17 protein-coding genes and 1 pseudogene are annotated in these 21713 nt (G+C 61.7%); 7 read left to right on the top strand and 11 right to left on the bottom strand.

Annotated elements, in window-relative coordinates:
* Together AC07NR_RS18980 and AC07NR_RS18985 are read right to left on the bottom strand one after the other, a co-directional pair.
* A pseudogene (locus AC07NR_RS18980) lies at nucleotides 1-282 on the bottom strand (PAS domain-containing protein); the annotation flags it as partial.
* Nucleotides 283-432: 150 nt separating this feature from the next.
* Complete coding sequence (locus AC07NR_RS18985) at nucleotides 433-660, bottom strand: hypothetical protein (RefSeq protein WP_495079164.1); 228 nt, start codon at nucleotides 658-660, stop codon at nucleotides 433-435.
* Nucleotides 661-1395: 735 nt separating this feature from the next.
* On the opposite strand from AC07NR_RS18985, the gene AC07NR_RS18990 reads away from it, so the two are divergent.
* The 7 genes from AC07NR_RS18990 to AC07NR_RS19020 all read left to right on the top strand — a co-directional run bounded on the left by AC07NR_RS18990 (nucleotide 1396) and on the right by AC07NR_RS19020 (nucleotide 11170).
* Nucleotides 1396-2556, top strand: coding sequence for an efflux RND transporter periplasmic adaptor subunit (locus AC07NR_RS18990; RefSeq protein ID WP_114885414.1), 1161 nt, complete (start codon nucleotides 1396-1398; stop codon nucleotides 2554-2556).
* Nucleotides 2553-5654: a multidrug efflux RND transporter permease subunit gene (locus AC07NR_RS18995; protein ID WP_305833586.1), complete on the top strand. Its 3102-nt coding sequence runs from the start codon at nucleotides 2553-2555 to the stop codon at nucleotides 5652-5654. The genes AC07NR_RS18990 and AC07NR_RS18995 overlap by 4 nt, the downstream gene beginning before the upstream one ends.
* An 8-nt stretch (nucleotides 5655-5662) precedes the next feature.
* Complete coding sequence (locus AC07NR_RS19000; RefSeq protein WP_003228008.1) at nucleotides 5663-6340, top strand: heavy metal response regulator transcription factor; 678 nt, start codon at nucleotides 5663-5665, stop codon at nucleotides 6338-6340.
* Nucleotides 6330-7694, top strand: a complete 1365-nt coding sequence (locus tag AC07NR_RS19005) for a heavy metal sensor histidine kinase (RefSeq protein WP_495079165.1) — start codon at nucleotides 6330-6332, stop codon at nucleotides 7692-7694. Before AC07NR_RS19000 ends, AC07NR_RS19005 begins: the two co-directional genes overlap by 11 nt.
* Before the next feature lie 121 nt (nucleotides 7695-7815).
* Nucleotides 7816-8037: a hypothetical protein gene (locus tag AC07NR_RS19010; protein ID WP_085709734.1), complete on the top strand. Its 222-nt coding sequence runs from the start codon at nucleotides 7816-7818 to the stop codon at nucleotides 8035-8037.
* Between the two features lie 196 nt (nucleotides 8038-8233).
* Nucleotides 8234-9550: an OprD family porin gene (locus AC07NR_RS19015; protein ID WP_495079166.1), complete on the top strand. Its 1317-nt coding sequence runs from the start codon at nucleotides 8234-8236 to the stop codon at nucleotides 9548-9550.
* A gap of 111 nt (nucleotides 9551-9661) precedes the next feature.
* Nucleotides 9662-11170 carry a sensor domain-containing diguanylate cyclase gene (locus AC07NR_RS19020; RefSeq protein WP_495079167.1) on the top strand — a complete coding sequence of 503 codons (1509 nt, stop codon included), beginning with the start codon at nucleotides 9662-9664 and terminating at the stop codon, nucleotides 11168-11170.
* A 61-nt stretch (nucleotides 11171-11231) separates the two neighbouring features.
* On the opposite strand, the gene lpxC is transcribed toward AC07NR_RS19020, so the two are convergent.
* The 9 genes from lpxC to murD form a co-directional block, all read right to left on the bottom strand.
* Complete coding sequence (lpxC, locus tag AC07NR_RS19025) at nucleotides 11232-12143, bottom strand: UDP-3-O-acyl-N-acetylglucosamine deacetylase (RefSeq protein ID WP_065261513.1); 912 nt, start codon at nucleotides 12141-12143, stop codon at nucleotides 11232-11234.
* Nucleotides 12144-12255: 112 nt separating this feature from the next.
* A complete protein-coding gene (gene ftsZ / locus AC07NR_RS19030; protein ID WP_085709356.1) occupies nucleotides 12256-13452 on the bottom strand; it encodes a cell division protein FtsZ in 1197 nt (398 codons plus the stop codon).
* Nucleotides 13453-13519: 67 nt separating this feature from the next.
* Nucleotides 13520-14779: a cell division protein FtsA gene (gene ftsA, locus AC07NR_RS19035; protein WP_065261511.1), complete on the bottom strand. Its 1260-nt coding sequence runs from the start codon at nucleotides 14777-14779 to the stop codon at nucleotides 13520-13522.
* Between the two features lie 15 nt (nucleotides 14780-14794).
* Nucleotides 14795-15661 carry a cell division protein FtsQ/DivIB gene (locus AC07NR_RS19040; RefSeq protein WP_248742697.1) on the bottom strand — a complete coding sequence of 289 codons (867 nt, stop codon included), beginning with the start codon at nucleotides 15659-15661 and terminating at the stop codon, nucleotides 14795-14797.
* A 4-nt stretch (nucleotides 15662-15665) separates the two neighbouring features.
* Nucleotides 15666-16640 carry a D-alanine--D-alanine ligase gene (locus tag AC07NR_RS19045; protein WP_248739345.1) on the bottom strand — a complete coding sequence of 325 codons (975 nt, stop codon included), beginning with the start codon at nucleotides 16638-16640 and terminating at the stop codon, nucleotides 15666-15668.
* Nucleotides 16637-18097 carry a UDP-N-acetylmuramate--L-alanine ligase gene (murC, locus tag AC07NR_RS19050; RefSeq protein WP_085709353.1) on the bottom strand — a complete coding sequence of 487 codons (1461 nt, stop codon included), beginning with the start codon at nucleotides 18095-18097 and terminating at the stop codon, nucleotides 16637-16639. The genes AC07NR_RS19045 and murC overlap by 4 nt, the downstream gene beginning before the upstream one ends.
* Complete coding sequence (gene murG / locus AC07NR_RS19055) at nucleotides 18090-19160, bottom strand: undecaprenyldiphospho-muramoylpentapeptide beta-N-acetylglucosaminyltransferase (RefSeq protein WP_085709352.1); 1071 nt, start codon at nucleotides 19158-19160, stop codon at nucleotides 18090-18092. The genes murC and murG overlap by 8 nt, the downstream gene beginning before the upstream one ends.
* Entirely contained in the window at nucleotides 19150-20367 is a 1218-nt protein-coding gene (ftsW, locus tag AC07NR_RS19060) for a putative lipid II flippase FtsW (RefSeq protein WP_085709351.1), read from the bottom strand. Before ftsW ends, murG begins: the two co-directional genes overlap by 11 nt.
* Nucleotides 20364-21710 carry a UDP-N-acetylmuramoyl-L-alanine--D-glutamate ligase gene (murD, locus tag AC07NR_RS19065; RefSeq protein ID WP_114885424.1) on the bottom strand — a complete coding sequence of 449 codons (1347 nt, stop codon included), beginning with the start codon at nucleotides 21708-21710 and terminating at the stop codon, nucleotides 20364-20366. Before murD ends, ftsW begins: the two co-directional genes overlap by 4 nt.
* Nucleotides 21711-21713: the final 3 nt, after the last annotated feature.

Consider the following 21713-nt stretch of genomic DNA (forward strand, 5'->3'; position numbering starts at 1 on the left):
CCAGTAGTGATCACCGTTCTTGCAACGATTCTTCACCAGCCCCATCCACGAGCGCCCGCGCTTGAGCGTCTGCCACATATGGGCAAACGCCTGCGCCGGCATGTCCGGATGACGCAACAGGTTATGCGGCGTGCCCAGCAGCTCGTCACGGCTGTAACCGCTGATCCTGATGAAGTCGTCGTTGGCGTAGGTGATCGCGCTGGTCAGATCGGTGGTCGAGAGAATGTTCGCATCCGGCGCAACATCGACATTGCGCCCGGTCACCGGGAGATTGATCTTCATGGAAAGCGCGCTCGTTTTATTGGAAAGAGTCGGCAGGGCTGCTGACTCTAAGCGCACTAATCGGTTAAACGTTGATCTGGCTCAGGAACTGAGCATTTAGCCATCACTGTGACCGAAAATCACAGACGATGGCTGCAGGAGGGAAGTGAATCAGCGCTTGCCCATCGAACGACGAGTGCCCGAGGGCGCCGCGCCCGGGATCTTGGCGTGACGGTCACCATCCTTGCCCTTGAACTGCGGCTGCTTGGCGGCTTTGGCGGCTGCCAGTTCACCTGGCTTGAACGGAAACTTGAATGCAGGAATGGTCGGCTTGGATTCGCCGGCCTCGGCCAGCTCTGCCGGGACATCGCTCACAGCGTTGTCGATTGGGGAAGTCATGAAAGCTCCGGAAAGCAAAAAGTCCGGCCCGATGGATGAGCCGCGAAGGCGCGCAGTATACCTGCGTGCGCGGAGTTTAAAGAGTCCCAAAAAGGGTACGACCGGTCCCTTTTTGGGACTGCTCGACTAACGGATCACTTCTCCCGATCAACCCAAAAACACTGCAGAAACAAACGGTACACCCAACACATTTCCAAACATCCGAAAATGGAACGCGGAGCGTGGGAACGATCAAACTCCGGTTTTGAGCAGCACCGCACTACGCTCTTCACCACTCAAAACGATGAGCGTTAGCTCGAGTAAAGCTTTTGATCTTGTGGCCCTTTCGGCAGGCTGAGTGGAGGGATTTATCCGGGGGTGGGAGCGCAGCGACCGTGCGGCGCAGCCGCATGCATCGAGAGGAGGTGCAGCGAAGCAAACCGTAGGCGATGCCCCCGGATGAATCCCGGAACGAAGGAACACCGAGCCAAAGCGAGGTGCCGAACGCCGGGGCCAAGCCTTTTGGTTACTTTTTGGCGTTTGAAAAAGTGACCCGCTGTAAGAGCGGAACCGCCAGCCGCAACACCCGAAGAAACGGATATTCACCCATAACCCCAAGAGCATGGTCGGCCCAAAGGCCGCCAAGCCAAAGCCGAAACTGACAGCGCCGTCAGTTAGCCGTCACCCTCCTGACCCCCAAACAAGTTTATAAAGAACCAACCTGCCCAAACCCCGTCCCCCTGGCGCCCCACAAGCATGCAAATCCAGAAGAAAAAGGCCCTGCTCGCCACCCTGCTGATCGCCCTCGCAGCCGCCGGCCTGTGGTATGCGATAAAACCCGCACCGGCCAAACTCGCCGCCCCGACCGCGATCCCGGTCAGGGTCGTCGCCGTCAGCGAAAAAGACGTCCCGCGATACACCAGCGGCATCGGCTCGGTGCTCTCGTTGCACAGCGTGGTGGTACGTCCACAGATCGACGGCATCCTCACCAAGCTGCTGGTCAAAGAAGGTCAATTGGTGAAACAGGGCGACCTGCTCGCCACCATCGACGACCGCTCGATCCGCGCCAGCCTCGATCAGGCCCGGGCGCAACTGGGCGAAAGCCAGGCGCAACTGCAAGTCGCCCTGGTCAACCTCAAGCGCTACAAACTGCTCAGCGTCGACGACGGTGTCTCCAAGCAGACCTACGACCAGCAACAGGCACTGGTCAACCAGCTCAAGGCCACCGCCCAGGGCAATCAGGCCTCGATTGACGCGGCGCAGGTACAACTTTCCTACACCCAGATTCGCTCCCCGGTCACCGGTCGCGTCGGCATTCGCACGGTCGACGAAGGCAACTTCCTGCGCATGACCGACACCCAGGGTCTGTTCACCGTGACCCAGATCGACCCCATCGCCGTCGAGTTCTCCCTGCCCCAGCAAATGCTGCCGACCCTGCAGGGGCTGATCAGCGATCCGCAGCGCGCCCAGGTCAAGGCCTACATCGGCGCCGACACCGACGGCGAAACCGGCAACCTGCTCGGCGAAGGTCACCTGACCCTGATCGACAACCAGATCAACGCCAACACCGGCACCATCCGCGCCAAGGCCGAATTCGACAACCCCAACCAGAAGCTCTGGCCCGGCCTGCTGGTGACGGTAAAGATTCAGACGGCACTGGATAAAGATGCGCTAGTGGTTCCGCCCACTGTCGTACAGCGTGGGCTGGATCAACACTTCGTGTACCGGGTCAACGGCGACAAGGTTGAAGCGGTGCAAGTGCAAATGGTTTATCAGGGCAGCGGTCAGGACATCATCAAGGGTGTGAACCCTGGCGACGTATTGGTCAGTGATGGCCAGTCGCGGCTCAAGCCCGGTTCCACCGTGCAGGTCATGAGCGAGCCGCCGCAGGTGGTGCAAGCGGAGCCCAAGCCATGAAGCAGCACAAAGGCGTTTCGACCTGGTGCATCGATCACCCGGTGGCAACGATTCTGCTGACCATCGCGCTGGTGCTGGTCGGGGTGATTGCCTTTCCGCGCCTGCCGATTGCGCCGTTGCCGGAAGCGGAATTTCCTACGATCCAAGTCTCCGCGCAGTTGCCCGGCGCCAGCCCGGACACCATGGCGTCCTCCGTGGCCACGCCGCTGGAGGTGCAATTCAGCGCCATTCCCGGCATGACCCAGATGACCTCCAGCAGTGCACTGGGCTCCAGCCTGCTGACCCTGCAATTCACCCTCGACAAGAGCATCGACACCGCCGCCCAGGAAGTGCAGGCCGCGATCAACACTGCCGCCGGCAAACTGCCGAAAGACATGCCGACCCTGCCGACCTGGAAGAAGGTCAACCCGGCCGACAGCCCGGTGCTGATCCTCAGCGTCAGTTCCACGCAGATGCCCGGCACCGAACTCAGTGACCTGGTGGAAACCCTGCTGGCCCGTCAGATCAGTCAGATCGACGGTGTAGGCCAGATCAACATCACCGGTCAGCAACGTCCGGCCATTCGCGTGCAGGCCTCGGCGGACAAACTGGCGGCCATCGGCCTGACGCTTGCGGACATTCGTCTGGCGATCCAGCAGACCAGCCTCAACCTCGCCAAAGGTGCGTTATACGGCGAGTCGAGCATTTCCACGCTGTCGACCAACGACCAGCTGTTCCACCCCGAGGAATACAGCCAGCTCATCGTTTCCTACAAGGATGGCGCCCCGGTTCATCTCAGGGATGTCGCCAAAGTCGTCAACGGTTCGGAAGATGCCTACGTGCAAGCGTGGGCCGGCGATCAACCGGGGGTGAACCTGGTGATCTCCCGCCAGCCGGGGGCCAACATCGTCGAGACCGTGGACCGCATCCAGGCCGCCCTGCCCGGCCTCGAGGCCATGTTACCGGCCTCGGTGCAGGTCAAGGTGCTGATCGACCGTACCCAGACCATTCGCGCCTCCCTGCATGAAGTGGAAATCACCCTGCTGATCGCGATCCTGCTGGTGGTGGCGGTGATGGCGCTGTTCCTGCGTCAGTTGTCGGCGACGATGATTGTGTCGGCGGTGCTCGGTGTGTCGCTGACCGCCAGTTTCGCCTTGATGTACCTGCTCGGTTTCAGCCTGAACAACCTGACACTGGTGGCCATCGTCGTGGCGGTAGGTTTCGTGGTCGACGATGCGATCGTGGTGGTGGAAAACATTCACCGCCATCTGGAAGCCGGCGACAGCATGCGCGAAGCGGCGGTCAAGGGTGCCGGCGAGATCGGTTTCACCGTGGTCTCGATCAGTTTCTCGCTGGTTGCGGCGTTCATTCCGTTGCTGTTCATGGGCGGTGTGGTCGGGCGCTTGTTCAAGGAGTTCGCCCTGACGGCCACCTCGACCATCATGATTTCCGTGGTGGTGTCGCTGACACTCGCGCCGACGCTGGCCGCGCTGTTCATGCGCAAACCGGTGCATCACGCCCATGACAAACCGGGCTTCAGTGAACGCCTGCTCGGCTGGTACGAAAAAGGCCTGCGTCGCGCCCTCGCCCATCAGAAACTGATGATCGGCGTGTTCGGCGTCTCGGTTGCTCTGGCCATCGGCGGCTACATCTTTATCCCCAAAGGTTTCTTCCCGGTGCAGGACACCGGTTTCGTCCTGGGTACGACGGAAGCCGCTGCGGACATCTCCTACAGCGACATGGTGAAAAAGCACCTGGCGATGGCGGAAATCGTCGCCGCCGATCCCGCCGTGCAGGCGTTTTCCCATTCGGTGGGCGTGTCCGGCAGCAACCAGACCATCGCCAACGGCCGCTTCTGGATCGCCCTGAAAAAACGCGGTGATCGCGATGTTTCGGCCAGCCAGTTCATCGACCGCATCCGTCCGCAACTGATGAAAGTCCCCGGCATCGTGCTTTACCTGCGCGCCGGCCAGGACATCAACCTCAGCTCCGGCCCGAGCCGTGCGCAGTATCAATATGTACTCAAGAGCAACGACGGGCCGACGCTCGCCACCTGGACCCAGAAGCTCACGGAAAAACTGCGCAGCATTCCGGCGTTCCGTGACATTTCCAACGACCTGCAACTGGGCGGCAGCATCACCCACATCAGCATCGACCGCAGCGCCGCCGCACGTTTCGGCCTGACGGCGAGTGATGTCGACGAGGCGCTGTACGACGCCTTTGGTCAGCGGCAGATCAATGAGTTCCAGACCCAGGTCAACCAGTACAACGTGATTCTGGAACTGGACACCGCACAGCGCGGCAAGGCCGAAAGCCTCAACTACTTTTACCTGCGCTCGCCGCTCAGCGGGGAAATGGTGCCGCTGTCGGCGCTGGCCCGATTCGACGCACCAACCATCGGCCCGCTGTCGATTGCCCACGACGGCATGTTCCCGGCCGCCAACCTGTCGTTCAACCTGGCGCCCGGCGTGGCGTTGGGCGATGCGGTCATCCTGCTCAACCAGGCCAAGGCCGAGATCGGCATGCCGACCGCGATCAGCGGTAACTTCCAGGGTGCGGCCCAGGCATTCCAGAGCTCTCTGGCCAGCCAGCCGTGGCTGATTCTCGCGGCGCTGGTGGCGGTGTACATCATTCTGGGTGTGCTTTATGAAAGCTTCGTCCATCCGCTGACGATCATCTCGACCTTGCCGGCGGCGGGTCTCGGTGCGGTGATCATGCTGTGGATCTGCGGCCAGGACTTTTCGATCATGGCGTTGATCGGACTGGTGTTGTTGATCGGTATCGTGAAAAAGAACGGCATCCTGATGATCGACTTCGCCCTCGAAGCCCAGCGTCATCGTGGACTGGCACCCCAGGATGCGATTTTCGAAGCCTGCCTGACGCGATTCCGGCCGATCATCATGACCACCCTCGCCGCCCTGCTCGGCGCCCTGCCGCTGATGCTCGGCTACGGTACCGGCGCCGAACTGCGCCAGCCGCTGGGGATCGCCGTGGTGGGTGGCTTGCTGGTAAGCCAGATGCTGACGCTGTTCACCACGCCGGTCATATACTTGTGGCTTGAGCGGCTGTTCCACAAGCCCAAACCGGCGCCCGTTGCGGCGCTGGCAACGACAGACTGAGGCGGGTCATGCGCGTCCTGATTATCGAAGACGAAGAGAAAACCGCGGACTATCTGCACCGCGGCCTGACGGAACAGGGTTACACCGTGGATCTGGCCCGCGACGGCGTCGAGGGCCTGCATCTGGCGCTGGAAAGCGACTACGCGGTGATCGTCCTCGACGTCATGCTGCCGGGCCTCGATGGCTTTGGCGTACTGCGCGCCTTGCGTGCGCGCAAGCAGACGCCGGTGATCATGCTCACCGCCCGCGAACGGGTCGAAGACCGGATCCGGGGTTTGCGTGACGGCGCCGACGATTACCTCGGCAAGCCGTTTTCCTTTCTCGAACTGGTGGCGCGCCTGCAAGCGCTGACCCGCCGCAGTGGCGGCCATGAACCGGTGCAAGTGAGCATCGCCGACCTGTGGATCGATCTGATCAGCCGCAAGGCCACCCGCGCCGGCACCCGTCTGGATCTGACGGCGAAAGAGTTTTCGCTGCTCAGCGTACTGGCCCGGCGTCAGGGCGAGATCCTGTCGAAAACCGCGATTGCGGAAATGGTCTGGGACATCAATTTCGACAGCGACGCCAACGTCGTCGAAGTCGCGATCAAGCGGCTGCGGGCCAAGCTCGACGGGCCGTTCGACGAGAAACTGCTGCACACCATCCGTGGCATGGGTTATGTGCTGGAGAGCCGTGGTGTCCAGTAACTCCATCGCTTTGCGCTTGAGCGGCATGTTCACGCTGGTAGCGTTACTGGTGTTTTTGTTGATTGGCGGCGCGCTTTATCAACAAGTGGACAAGGGCCTGGGGCTGCTGCCGGAGGCCGAGCTGGATGCGCGCTACAGCGTGCTCGAATCCACCGTCGGCCGTTACGGCACGCCCGAGCATTGGGTCAAGATCAACAGCAAACTCAAGCTGCTCGGCGAAGAAGACAAGCGCATCAGTTTCTGGATCAGCAGCGGCGATCCGCAGTACGAGTACGGCGATTTCACCCCGCAGATTCGCGCATTCGCCAATGGCCCGCTGGGCATGCGCGACCTGCAATTGCCGGGTCAGCCCTACCCGTTGAAAGTGCTGGTCAGCCAGTTCCCGGCCAAGGATCAACGCCCGCCTCTGCGCTTCATGATCGGCATCGATACCGAGACCTTTCACCAGACTCAACACAATCTACTGATCGCCTTGATCGGCCTGGCAATTGTCGGCGTGCTGCTGGCCTCGGCGCTGGGTTACTGGGTGGCGCGAATCGGCCTCAAGCCGCTGATCAAACTGTCCCACGAAGCCCAACGCCTGGCGCCGCCGCTGCGGGCCGGGCGCTTGCGTCTGTCGCCGCTGCCGCCGGAGCTGGAACAGTTTGTCGACTCGTTCAACTCGACGCTGGAACGGGTCGAACAGGCGTATTCACGGCTGGAATCGTTCAACGCCGACGTGGCTCATGAGCTGCGCTCGCCACTGACCAATCTGATCGGCCAGACCCAGGTCGCCCTCACTCGCGGGCGCTCCGCCGAGCATTATTTCGAAGTGCTGCAATCCAACCTTGAAGAACTGGAACGCCTGCGCTCGATCATCAATGACATGCTGTTTCTGGCCAGCGCCGATCAGGGCAGCAAGGCCACCAAACTGACCTCCACGTCGCTGGCCGACGAAGTAGCGACCACCCTCGAATACCTCGATTTCATCCTCGAAGATGCACAGGTTCAGGTCCACGTGAGTGGCGACGCCCAGGTGCAGATCGAGATCGCCCATCTGCGCCGGGCATTGATCAATCTGTTGAGCAACGCGGTGCAGCACACCGCGCCGGGACAGGTGATCGAAGTGCAGATCACGGTCGAGGAGCATCAGGTCAGCATCGGCGTGGCCAACCCCGGTGCGCCGATTGCCGGCGAGCATTTGCCTCGGCTGTTCGAGCGCTTCTACAGGGTCGATGCATCGCGCAGTAACAGTGGCAACAACCACGGCCTGGGGCTGGCGATCGTCAAGGCGATTGCACTGATGCATGGCGGCGATGTGTTCGTGCGCAGTGACCGGGGGATGAACACTTTTGGTATTCACCTTCCGGTCTGAAGTCAGAGATCGTTGCCATTCCCGCAACAGTCATTTATGAAAATCACGCTGTTTCCCGGTGCCCGGCGACCTTATCTTTGCCCGCACCAAACAGCACTTGCCAAGCAAGAAGGTTTTCAAGATGTCCAACAGTATGGGTATTGCCAGCGCTTTCGTTTTGTCCTCATTGATCCTGTCGCCGATGGCGATGGCTGAAGAATCGCAGTCGTTCGTAGCGCAGAATGCCGCTCGCGCTCACGCATTCGAACAGCATCAGGCAGAAGTGATGGCCAAGGCTCAAGACGCCACGCAAGCCCCTCAGGCCGCAACTTCCCAGGCTCAGGCAGCCGAGAAAGACAGCTGAGTCTCGCACCACGCAACGTTTCCCTCGACGCGGTTGTTTGGCTCTTCCCGTTCAACCGTCGTCCTTCCAGGCCACTGATTTTCAGTGGCCTTTTTTCGTTGTGGTGTGAAAGCGGTCCGGTTCGTCTCTTACAATTAGAAACATCCCGCACCTCAAGACATTGAAGTGTCAGTAGACCCAAGGAGCTTTACCGCAAGTGCGTTACCCAGTCCGCTTTACCCCGCTGTTCATTGCAATCGCCGCAACGATTGCCCCCACCGCCCACGCCGCCGAACCCGAGAAAGAAGGTTTCGTCGAAGGTTCGAGCCTCAACCTCAACGCCCGCAACTACTACATGAATCGCAACCGCTTGCAGAAAGCGGACGACAACATCGAGTGGGGCCAGGGTTTCCTCGGCAAATTCCAGTCGGGCTACACCGAAGGCACGGTCGGTTTCGGCATCGATGCCCACGCCATGCTCGGGCTGAAACTCGACGGCGGTGGCGGTACGGACAACTCCAGTATCCTGCCGGTCAGCGATGGCAACGGCAAAGCGCCGGGCTCGTTCTCCACGGCGGGCGGTACGCTGAAAATGCGCGCGTTCGATACCGAGCTGAAGGCCGGTGACCTGTTCCTCACCAATCCGGTGATCGCTGGCGGTGAAAGCCGCATGCTGCCGCAGACCTTCCGTGGCGTCAGCCTGACCAACCACAGCTTCGACGGCTGGATGATCGAAGGCGGCCAGGCCAGCTTCACCAAGCCGTACAACCAGAGCGGCCACAAACGTATCGGCACCTCGTACGGCACCCTCGCAGACGGCGACAAGAGTCAGCACCTGAACTGGGCCGGCGTGTCCTGGAGCGGCATCGAAGGCCTGACCAGCAATCTATACGCCGCCGAACTGAAGGACATCTGGAACCAGTACTACTACGACCTCGACTACACCTGGGCGCTGAACGATCTGGTGACCCTCAACCCGGGCCTGCACTTCTATCACACCCAGGACACCGGCGACGCGCTGCTGGGCAACATCGACAACAACACCTACAGCCTGCATTTCACCGTCGGCATCGGCAGCCACAGCGTCACCGCCGCGTACCAGCGGGTCAACGGCAACACGCCGTTCGACTACATCAGCCAGGGCGACAGCATCTACCTCGACAACTCCCAGCAATACTCGGACTTCAACGGCCCGAACGAGCGCTCGTGGAAACTCAAGTACGCCTATGACTTCGCAGGCGTCGGTCTGCCCGGCCTGACCTCGGCAGTGTCCTACTCCCGCGGCACGCTGGACCTGACCAAAGTCGACCCGGACAGCAAGGGCTACGCCTCGTGGTACAGCGCCGAAGGCCGCAACGCCAAGCACTGGGAACGCGACATCGACCTCAAGTACGTGATGCAGAGCGGCCAGGCCAAAGACCTGGCGGTACGTTTGCAGTGGGCGACCAACCGTGGCGGCAACGGTTACGGCGCACTGGACACGGATACCGATGAATACCGCGTGATCATCGACTACCCGATCAACGTCTTCTAAGATCGGCGCTACAGTTGAAAGGCCAGCCTTATGCGCTGGCCTTTTTCTTGCGTGTGCGGCAGCGACGTTTGTACAACTACGCTTATAAGACTCTCAACCGATACCCCAACCATGATCGCGAGCCGTACCCCACCCGCTGCGGGCAAGACCGGACGTCCCGAGCTGCTGCTGATCTTCGGCAGTCTGCTGAGCGTCATCGCGATTGTGTGCATTGTCACTTTTCTGCTGATTCGTGAGCATGCCAATGCTCAGGAGTCGGCCACCCGCAGCGCTACGACGATCGCCCAACTGATCGACGCCGACGTGCTGCGTACCGTCGAACTGTACGACCTGACCCTGCAAGGCCTGATCGCCGCCTCCCAGCGTGACGACCTGAAAAACGTGTCGCCGCAGATCCGTCACCTGGCGCTGTTCGACCGCTCCACCACCGCCCGTTTCAAGGGTGACATTCTGCTGCTCGACAAGCATGGCGAGGTCATCGCGGACTCCTCGCGGGTCGAACCGCTGCCGGGCAATTTCGCCGACCGCGACTACTTCCTCGCCCACGCCTTCAACCGCGACGCCGGCATGTTCATCAGCCGCCCGTTCAAACCCCGTTGCGACTGCGACGACGCCAACCAGTGGCGCATCAGTTTCAGCCGACGCATTTCTTCGGACACCGGTGAATTCCTGGGCGTAGCGGTGGCGTCAATGAAGCTCGATTACTTCGATCAGTTGTTCAACAGCCTCGACATCGGCGTCGACAGCACCCTGAACATCATCAATAACGACGGCATCCTGTTGGCCCAGAAGCCCTATCTGCAGAGCGATTCGATTGGCAAGAGCTTCGCCGCCCGTCCCAATGTGGTGCGGATTCTGCGCGACCGCAGCGGCAATGGCAGTTTCAACAGCATTTCGAGCATGGATCACCAGCAGCGGCTTTATACCTACTCCCAAGTCGGCAACCTGCCACTGACAGTGATCGTCGCGCTATCAAGTGAAGAGGTGTTCGGCGCGTGGAAGCGCACGGCGATTCTGATCAGCGGCGCCACCGGCGTGCTCTGCCTCGGTCTTCTGTGGCTGACCTGGCTGCTGGCCCGGGAACTGCGTCTGCGCCAGCGCGCCGAACATGAACTGGCGCAACTGGCCGCCACCGATGCCCTGACCGGTGTCGCCAACCGGCGCATGCTTGATCAGTCGTTGCGGCACGAGTGGTTTCGCGCCCAACGCTCGGGCAAATCTCTATCGTTGCTGATGATCGACGCCGATCACTTCAAGGCCTTCAACGACCGGCACGGCCATCAGGCCGGGGATCAGGCCCTGCGTGAACTGGCCAGGGTCATTACCGCCAATGTGCGACGCCCGGCGGACCTGGTGGCGCGTTATGGCGGTGAAGAGTTTTCGGTGATCCTGGCCGAGACCGATAGCGTTGGTGCGCAGCAGATAGCCGAGCATGTGCGGGCCGCCGTCGAGCAATTGCCGCGGATGGAGGGCGATGAAATGCCGATGACGGTGAGCATCGGTATCAGCACCTGGACGGTGGCGAGTGAAATCAGTCTGGAGCAGCTGTTGTTCGCGGCGGACCGGGCGCTGTATCAGGCCAAGGAAGGTGGCCGGAACCGGGTGGTGCTGGCGTCCTGAACACAGGCATAAAAAAAGGCCACCCAAAGGTGGCCTTCAAAAAACTAGAGAGGTTTTTTACTTACACTGCCGCAACCGGGCGCATGTAAGAGATCGGTGCAGTGCTGGCGTCTTCGAACGTCACGACTTCCCAGGCATCTTTCTGCTCAATCAGTTTGCGCAGAAGCTGGTTGTTCAGTGCGTGGCCGGACTTGAAGCCCTTGAACTCACCAATCAGGCTGTTGCCCAGCAGGTACAGGTCGCCAATTGCATCGAGGATCTTGTGCTTCACGAATTCGTCTTCATAGCGAAGGCCGTCTTCGTTCAGTACGCCATCGGCATCGACCACGATTGCGTTTTCAACGCTGCCGCCGAGTGCGAGGTTGTGCTTGCGCAGGTACTCGATGTCACTCATGAAACCGAAAGTACGGGCGCGGCTGACTTCTTTTACGAACGAAGTGCTGGAAAAATCCACGCTTGCACTTTGGGTGCGGTCCCGGAAAACCGGGTGATCGAAATCGATCTCGAAGCTCACCTTGAATCCGTCGAAAGGGACGAAAGTGGCGCGCTTGTCGCCGTCTTCCACTGTCACTTCACGCAGGATGCGGATGAATTTCTTGGCGGCGTCCTGTTCTTCCAGGCCTGCCGATTGAATCAGGAATACGAAAGGTCCTGCGCTACCGTCCATGATCGGGACTTCGGACGCGGAGAGCTCGACGTAGGCGTTATCGATGCCCAGGCCAGCCATGGCCGAGAGCAAGTGCTCTACCGTGTCCACTTTGACGTCGCCGTTGATCAGCGTCGTCGACATAGTGGTTTCACCGACGTTTTCCGCGCGGGCAGGAATCTGCACCACAGGGTCGAGGTCAGCGCGACAAAACACAATGCCAGTGTCGACAGGCGCAGGCTTGAGGGTCAGGTAGACCTTCTCCCCGGAGTGCAGGCCTACACCTGTGGCACGGATAATATTTTTCAGTGTGCGTTGTTTAATCATGGCTTGGGCCGCTTCAGCGCAAATTGCGAACTGGTATCAACAAAGGCTGGCGATAATAGCAGACCGAGCCTTTGCTGAACACCAATCACCTTCATAGCCCTGATACATTCCATCAATCAGCCTGACGACGCAGGAAAGCCGGGATGTCCAGGTAGTCCAGGTCATCTTGCGGATTCATCTTCGCGGCAGTCGCAGCACCGGCCTGAGCCTGGTTGCGCATGACGGTCGGACGGTCCAGGTCACGGTAGTTCACAGCAGGTTGTTCCTGACGCGCAGGAGCCTGTTGTTGCACCGGAGCGGAAGCCATGGTGGTGTGAACGGTGTTGTCGATGACCTTCACAGGCTTCTCGATTTTCGCGCCCAGACCGGTGGCAACCACAGTCACGTGCAGCTCGTCGCGCATGTCCGGATCGATAACAGTACCGACCTTGACCATTGCGTGCTCGGAAGCGAAGGCTTCGATGATCGAACCCACGTCGGAGTACTCACCCAGGGACAGGTCAGGACCGGCGGTGATGTTCACCAGGATGCCGCGTGCGCCTTGCAGGTTCACGTCTTCCAGCAGCGGGTTGCGGATGGCCGCTTCGGTGGCTTCACGTGCACGGTTCGGACCGCTGGCGCAGCCAGTGCCCATCATCGCCATGCCCATTTCGCTCATCACGGTGCGTACGTCGGCGAAGTCGACGTTGATCATGCCCGGACGCTTGATGATGTCGGAGATACCGCGAACGGCACCGGCCAGTACATCGTCAGCCTTGGCGAAAGCCGACAGCAGGCTTGCGTCTTTACCGAGGATGGTCAGCAACTTTTCGTTGGGAATGGTGATCAGCGAGTCGACGCTTTCGGAGAGCATGCGGATGCCTTCGTCGGCGATCTGCATACGCTTGCGGCCTTCGAACGGGAACGGACGGGTCACGACCGCAACGGTCAGGATGCCCATTTCCTTGGCCACTTCGGCGATGATCGGCGCTGCACCGGTACCGGTACCGCCACCCATGCCGGTGGTGATGAACACCATGTTGGTGCCGGCCAGCACTTCAGCGATGCGCTCGCGATCTTCCAGCGCAGCCTGACGGCCGACCTCCGGGTTGGCGCCGGCGCCCAGGCCTTTGGTCACGCCGGTGCCCAGTTGCAGGATGGTACGCGCGCCGATGTTTTTCAGCGCCTGAGCATCGGTGTTGGCGCAGATGAACTCGACGCCTTCGATGTTGCTCTTGACCATGTGGTTGACAGCGTTGCCGCCGCCACCGCCAACACCGATAACTTTGATTACCGGGCTTGCGGGGATGTTGTCTACGAGTTCGAACATTTTCCCTCTCCTTACATTCTCTAGTTTTTTCGCCTACTGCATTTTGTTGCGGTGTTGCGGTAAAGCTTTAGAAGTTGCCTTGAACCCACTTCTTCAAACGGTCCAGCAACGGCGCCTGCGGCTCATCGTTGCTGTAGCTGTCGCGGCTGCCGATGCCCGAGAACGAGATCCCGTCGGACTGCTTCTGCAGGCCGTACATCAACAAGCCCACGCCAGTGGAATAGATCGGGTTGCGCACCACGTCGTCCAGGCCCTTCACGCCGTGCGGCACACCGAGGCGTACCGGCATGTGAAAGATTTCCTCGGCCAGTTCGGTGGCGCCTTCCATCTTCGACGTACCGCCGGTCAGCACGATGCCGGCCGGGATCAGGTCTTCGTAGCCGCTGCGACGCAGTTCGGCCTGGATCAGGGTGAACAGTTCGTCGTAACGCGGCTCGACCACTTCGGCCAGGGCCTGACGGGACAGCTCGCGGGGCGGACGATCGCCGACGCTCGGCACCTTGATGGTCTCGCCGGCACCGGCCAGTTTGGCCAGGGCGCAGGCGTAGCGGATCTTGATCTCTTCGGCGTACTGGGTCGGGGTGCGCAACGCCATGGCGATATCGTTGGTCACCTGATCGCCGGCAATCGGGATCACGGCCGTGTGACGGATCGCGCCTTCGGTGAAGATCGCGATGTCGGTGGTGCCGCCGCCGATGTCGACCAGGCACACGCCCAGTTCTTTTTCGTCGTCGGTCAGGACCGAATAGGCCGACGCCAGTTGCTCGAGAATGATGTCGTCGATTTCCAGACCGCAGCGACGCACACATTTTTCAATGTTCTGTGCGGCGTTGACGGCGCAGGTGACCACGTGGACCTTGGCTTCCAGACGCACGCCGGACATGCCCAGCGGCTCGCGCACGCCTTCCTGGTTATCGATCACGTAGTCCTGCGGCAAGGTGTGCAGCACGCGCTGGTCAGCCGGGATCGCTACCGCCTGAGCGGCGTCGAGTACGCGCTCCAGGTCAGCCGAGCTGACTTCGCGGTCGCGGATCGCCACGATGCCGTGGGAGTTCAGGCTGCGGATGTGATTGCCCGCCACGCCGACGAACGCCGAGTGAATGCGGCAGCCCGCCATCAACTGGGCTTCTTCGATCGCGCGCTGGATCGATTGCACGGTGGACTCGATGTTCACCACCACGCCTTTCTTCAGGCCGCGGGACGGATGGGTACCGATCCCGACGATATCGAGCGTGCCGTCGTCCGCAACCTCGCCGACCAGCGCCACCACCTTGGAGGTGCCGATATCGAGACCGACGATCATTTTGCCGCTTTGCACGTTTGCCATGGGTCCTGCCTCTTCTTAATTCTTTGCGACAGCGGGTTGGGCTGTCGTCGGCGCTACTGGTTCCCGCCAGCCAACAGCGAGGCCGTTGGCGTAGCGCAGATCGATACGCGCAATGTTCGTAATCTGGTCTTTAAGCGTCTTGTCGTAGATGGCAATGAAGCGGCGCATCTTTTCCACCAGGTTGCCGCGTCCCAGCAGCAACTCGATGCCGGGGCCGGAACTGCCGGCACCGGTGGTCAGAAACCAGCTGCCACGTTCACGCAGTTCCAGGCGCGCGATCGAGAAGCCCAACGGCCGGAGCATCTGGCTCAGTACCTGGTATTGCTGCATCACTTGCTGCTGGGCCCGCTGTGGACCGAACAGCTGTGGCAGGTGTTCGTAGTTCGCCAGTTCCTTGGGCGTGAACGCCTGGCCCTGGTTGTTGAGCAGCGACTCGTCGCCCCAACGGGCCACGGGCAGTTGCTCTTCGAGGCGGATCACCACCTGGTCCGGCCACACGCGACGCACTTCGGCGTGAGCGATCCACGGCATCTGCTCCAGTTCCGAGCGCATGCTGGCCAGGTCGATGGTGAAGAAGCTCGACGCCACGTACGGGGCGATTCGCTGCTGCACCGCCTGCTGGCTGATGTAGCTCAGGTCACCCTGCACGGCGATTTTGGTGATCGGCCGGTCGGCATACGGCAGCAAACGCTGCGCACCTTCGTAGGTACCGAACCCGAGCACCACCAGCAGCACGGGCCAGAACAGGCTTTTCAGAAAGCCGAAATTGGCTTTCGGCAGGCGCGCGGACATCGGCTCTTTGGCCACCATTCGGCTGGCACCCCGCGGCACCGGCTTGCGGCCGGGAGCGGGTGGCTGATGTCTGAGCTGTGCGCCTTGCATGGTCTTAACCTCGCGCCTCTTTATGGCCATCGGCATCGACACTGGCGGCCAGGATGGCCAGGACCAGTTGCTGGAAATCCAGACCGGCCGCTTTCGCCGCCATCGGTACCAGGCTGTGGTCGGTCATGCCGGGAGCCGTGTTGACTTCCAGGAACCAGAATTTGCCGTCAGCGTCCTGCATTACGTCCGCCCGGCCCCAACCGGCGATACCCAGCGCCTCGCAGGCTTGCGCCGTGAGGTCCATGAGTTCTTTTTCCTTGGCGGCATCGAGCCCGCACGGAATCCGATACTGGGTATCGTTGGCGATGTACTTGGCGTCGTAGTCGTAGAACGTGTGTGGCGTACCCAGGGCGATAGGAGGCAACACCTGGTCACGCAGGGTGGCGATGGTGAACTCCGGACCGTGGATCCATTGCTCGACCAACACTTGCGAATCGTAGGTACTGGCCGCTTTCCATGCGTCGATCAACTCGGACGCAGAACTCACTTTGGCCATCCCGATACTTGAACCTTCATGCGCCGGTTTGACGATCAAAGGGAAGCCCAGTTCCGTCGCTGCCGAAATACAATCGGCCTCGCTGCGCAGCACGGCGTGACGCGGCGTCGGAATCCCCAGCGTGTGCCAGACCTGCTTGGTACGCAGCTTGTCCATCGCCAGTGCCGAAGCCAGGATGCCGCTGCCGGTGTAGGGAATGCCGGCCACTTCGAGCAGGCCCTGCATGCTGCCGTCTTCACCGCCACGACCGTGGAGGATGATGAACGCACGATCGATCTTCTCGCTCAGCAGGCGCTGCAGAATGTCCGCACCGACGTCGATCCCGAACGCGTCCACACCGGCGCTTTGCAGCGCAGAAAGCACGGCGTTGCCAGACTTCAGCGAGACTTCACGTTCGGCACTCAGGCCACCGAACAGCACGGCGACACGGCCGAAGTCTTTCGGGGCAATAGTGGAGAACAGGTTGGCGTAGGCAGCAGTCATTTCAACTTCCCCTCGACCGGTGCAGCCACGGCACCAGCGAACAACTCGCTTTTCAACAGTTTCGGTGCGAGACCGCCGATATCACCGGCGCCCTGGCACAGCAGAATGTCGCCGGCACGCAGCAGCGGCTTGACCAGCGGCGCCAGATCGACACCGCGCTCGATGTAGATCGGGTCCAATTGACCGCGCTGGCGGATGCTGTTGCACAGCTTGCGGCTGTCGGCCCCCGGGATCGGCTCTTCGCCGGCCGGATAGACTTCCATCAGCAGCAGCACGTTGGCGTCGGCCAGTACATTGACGAAGTCGTCGTACAGGTCACGGGTGCGGCTGTAGCGGTGCGGCTGGTAGACCATCACCAGACGGCGCTCAGGCCAGCCACCGCGTACAGCCTTGATCACGGCCGCGACTTCGGTCGGGTGGTGACCGTAGTCGTCGACCAGCATCACGTTGCCGCCGTCCACCGGCAGTTCGCCATAGACCTGGAAGCGTCGGCCGACACCCTGGAATCCGGAAAGACCCTGGACGATGGCTTCATCGCTGACGCCCTCGTCGGTAGCGATGCAGATGGTCGCCAGGGAATTGAGCACGTTGTGGTTGCCCGGCATGTTCACGGACACGTCCAGCGGCTCGCGATCAGGGCGCAGCACGGTGAAGAAGGTCTGCATGCCCTGCTGGCGCACATTGATGGCGCGCACGTCGGCGTCTTCGCTGAAGCCGTAGGTAACGGTCGGACGCTTCACCAGCGGCAGGATTTCACGCACCACCGGATCGTCCAGACACATCACCGCCAGACCGTAGAACGGCAGGTTGTGCAGGAACTCGACGAAGGTTTTCTTCAGTTTGTTGAAGTCACCGTCGTAGGTCGCCATGTGGTCGGCGTCGATGTTGGTCACCACGGCCACCAGCGGTTGCAGGTGCAGGAAGCTGGCGTCGCTCTCGTCGGCCTCGGCGATCAGGTAACGGCTGGTGCCGAGCTGGGCATTGGTGCCCGCAGCATTCAGACGGCCACCGATGACGAACGTCGGGTCCAGGCCACCGGCGGCGAACACCGAAGCGATCAGGCTGGTGGTGGTGGTCTTGCCGTGAGTACCGGCGACGGCAATGCCGTGGCGGTAGCGCATCAGCTCGGCGAGCATCTCGGCACGCGGCACCACCGGAATACGGCGTTCCAGCGCAGTCGCGACTTCCGGGTTGGAAGTGTTCACGGCACTCGACACCACCAGCACGTCGGCGGCAGCGGCGTTCTCGGCACGGTGGCCGATGAAGATCTGTGCACCGAACGATTCCAGACGCTCGGTGACCGGCGAAGCCTTGAGGTCGGAGCCGGACACGGCGTAACCCAGGTTCAGCAGCACTTCAGCGATACCGCACATGCCCACGCCGCCGATCCCGACGAAGTGGATGCGACGGATGCGGCGCATTTCCGGTTGTGGCATGGCTTTCTGATTCTCAACCATGGGCCACCTCCAGACAGGTATCGACCACGCTGCGGGTGGCTTCGGGTTTTGCCAGACGGCGGGCCGCTCGGGCCATTTCTTCGAGTCGTTGCGGTTGCATCAAGACCTCTGTCAGGCGCGCGGCAAGATCCGCGGCACCAGTCGTTCTTTGCGGCATCAGGAAGGCAGCGCCTTCGCGGGCCAGATAATCGGCGTTGCGGGTCTGGTGATCGTCGATCGCATGGGGCAAGGGCACCAGCATCGACGGCAGACCGGCGGCGGCCAGCTCGCTGACGGTCAGTGCACCTGCGCGGCACACCACGATGTCAGCCCAGCCATAGGCCTGAGCCATGTCCTTGATGAAGGGCTGCACCTGCGCGTCCACGCCGGCGGCGCGGTAGCGCTCTGCAGTCACTTCATCGTGATTTTTGCCGGCCTGATGAAACACTTCCGGGCGCAAATCGGCAGCGACTTGCGACAGGGCTTCAGGCAGCAACTTGTTCAACGGTTCTGCGCCCAGGCTTCCGCCCAGGATCAGCAAACGCGCCTTGCGTCCGGCCAGTGCCGCACGCGGTGTTTCGAGGAACAGCTCGCTGCGCACCGGGTTGCCGGTGGTACGGCGGCTGTCCGACAGGGTAAAGGTGTCGGGGAACGCTTCACACACCCGGGCGGCGAACGGCACCAGCAACCGATTGGCGGTGCCGGCCACGGCGTTCTGCTCGTGAACGATCACTGGCACGCCGGCCAGTTTGGCGGCAATGCCACCAGGGCCGGTCACATAACCACCGAATCCGACCACGCACACCGGACGCAGGCGGCGAATGATCGCCCGCGCCTGCCACACCGACTTCAGCAGCATGAACGGCGCCTTGAGCAGCGACAGCTTGCCCTTGCCGCGCAGGCCGGTGGCGTTGATGCGATGCAGTTCAAGGCCGGCGGCCGGCACCAGATCGTTCTCGATCCCCCGTGGCGTGCCGAGCCAGTGCACGGTGTAGCCCCGCGCCTGGAACTCACGGGCACAGGACAGTGCCGGGAACACGTGGCCGCCGGTACCGCCGGCCATGATCAATACGTTAGCGCCCATGGTTCGGCTCCTCGGCGAAGTCGCTCTCATGGAATTCCATCTCTTCACTGCCCAGGTGGGTCCGGCTCTCCCACTCGATCCTCAGCAACAAACCAAGGCAGGCGCAGCAGATCACCAGGGAACTGCCGCCATAACTGAGGAACGGCAAGGTCAGGCCCTTGGTCGGCAGCAGGCCGACGTTCACGCCGATGTTGATCAGGAACTGACCGATCCACAGGAACGACAGCCCGTAGGCAACATAAGCGGCAAAAAACTGTTTGGCTTTCTCGGCCCACAGACCGATGTACATGCCGCGAATACACACGAACACGAACAGCGCCACGGTGCACAGCGAGCCGACAGCGCCCAGCTCTTCGGCCAGTACCGAGAACACGAAGTCGGTGTGGGCCTCCGGCAGGTAGAACTGCTTCTGCACGCTGTTGCCCAGACCAACGCCCAGCCACTCGCCGCGACCGAAGGCGATCAAGGCCTGGGACAATTGATAGCCCGCGCCGAACTGGTCGGCCCACGGGTCGGCGAAGTTGGTCAGACGCGCCATCCGGTACGGCTGCATCTGGATCAGCAACACCACCGCCGCCACCGCCAGCACCACCATCAGCGAGAACCGGAACAGTCCGACCCCGCCCAGGAACAGCATCGCCGCTGCTGCACCCATCATCACGACGGTGGCACCGAAGTCCGGCTCCATCAGCAACAGACCCGCCATCGGCAGCAGCACGATGAACGGCTTGAAGAAGCCCATCCAGCTCTCGCGCACTTCCTTCTGGCGACGCACCAGATAACCGGCGAGGTAAATCACCACGAACACCTTGGCGATCTCGGACGGTTGCACGTTGAAGAAGCTGAAGCCGATCCAGCGCATCGAACCGTTAACCTCACGGCCGATCCCCGGGACGATCACCATCACCAGCAGACCGAACGCACCGATCAGCATCATCCAGCCCAGGCGTTGCCAGGTGGCGATCGGAATCATCATGGTGACGATGCACGCGCCCAGGCCCAGCACCACGTAGATCAGGTGACGGGTCATGTAATAGAGAGCGCTGCCCGACTGCACTGCACCCACCTCGGTGGATGCCGAAGCAATCATGATCAGGCCCAGGCCGAGCAGCGCCAGGCAACCGGCGAGCATCGGGAAATCGAGGTCGATCCCGCGCCCGGTGATGATCGGCGACGGATACGGCTTGATGATGTTTCGCAGGCTCATGCCAGATCCTCCACGGCGCGGACGAACTGGTGACCACGGTCTTCGTAATTCTTGAACATGTCGAAACTGGCGCAGGCCGGCGACAGCAGCACCACGTCACCCGGCTGGGCGGCGGCGCGGCATTTTTCGACGGCGTCGATCAGTGTGGTGGCGCGGATCAGCGGCACGGCATCGCCGATGGCTTCGCCGATCTTGTCGGAGTCGCGGCCCATCAGGATCACGGCACGGCAATGGGCCGCCGCCGGGTCACGCAGGTCCTTGAACTCGGCACCCTTGCCGTCGCCGCCGGCGATCAGCACGACCTTGCCGCTGATGTCCGCGCCCAGGCCTTCAATGGCTGCCAGTGCGGCGCCGACGTTGGTGGCTTTGGAATCGTTGTAGTAACCGACGCCGTCCAGGTCACGCACCCACTGGCAGCGATGTTCGAGGCCGGCAAAGTTGCGCAGGGCCGCGAGCATGGCGTCGAACGGCAGACCGACCGCATGCCCGAGCGCCAGCGCCGCCAGGGCGTTGGACTGGTTGTGGGCGCCGCGAATCTTCAGTTCACGCACCGGCATCAGGTTCTGGAATTCGAAGGCCAGGTATTTCTCGCCATTCTCTTCGCGCAGGCCGAACGCCTTGAAATCGGGTTTGGTCAGGCCGAAGGTCCAGCATGGCTGGCCCTCGCCCATCAGCGGCCGGGTCAGCGCATCCTGACGGTTGACCACGAACTGCTTCGCTCCACGGAAGATCCGGTGCTTGGCCAGGTGATAGGCCGGCAGACCGCTGTAACGATCCATGTGGTCTTCGCTGATGTTGAGCACGGTCGCCACTTCGGCGTTCAGTTGATCGGTGGTTTCCAGCTGGAAGCTCGACAGCTCCATCACGTACAGCTCGACGTCATCGCTGAGCAGGTCCAGCGCCGGCGTACCGAGGTTGCCGCCCACGGCCACGCGCTTGCCGGCCGCAGCCGCCATCTCGCCGACCAGGGTGGTGACGGTGCTTTTCGCGTTGGAACCGCTGATGGCCACGATCGGCGCCTTCGCGTTACGCGCGAACAGCTCGATGTCGCCGGACAGCTTCACGCCACGGGCCGCGGCGGCTTGCAGGGCCGGGGTCGCCAGCGCCAGGCCGGGGCTCACGTAGAGCTCGTCGGCACGGCACAGGAACTCGACGTCCAGCTCGCCACAACGCACTTCCACGTGCGGATAGTCACGCTGGAGCGTGGCCAGTTCCGGTGGATTTTCCCGCGTATCGGCCACCGCAAACGCCACGCCCCGGTTCGCCAGGAAGCGAACCAGGGACATGCCGCTCTTGCCGAGGCCGACAACGATGCGGAAGTGGTCAGAAGCGATCAGAGACACTCG

The organism is Pseudomonas sp. GW821-FHT09C09, from assembly GCF_059418105.1.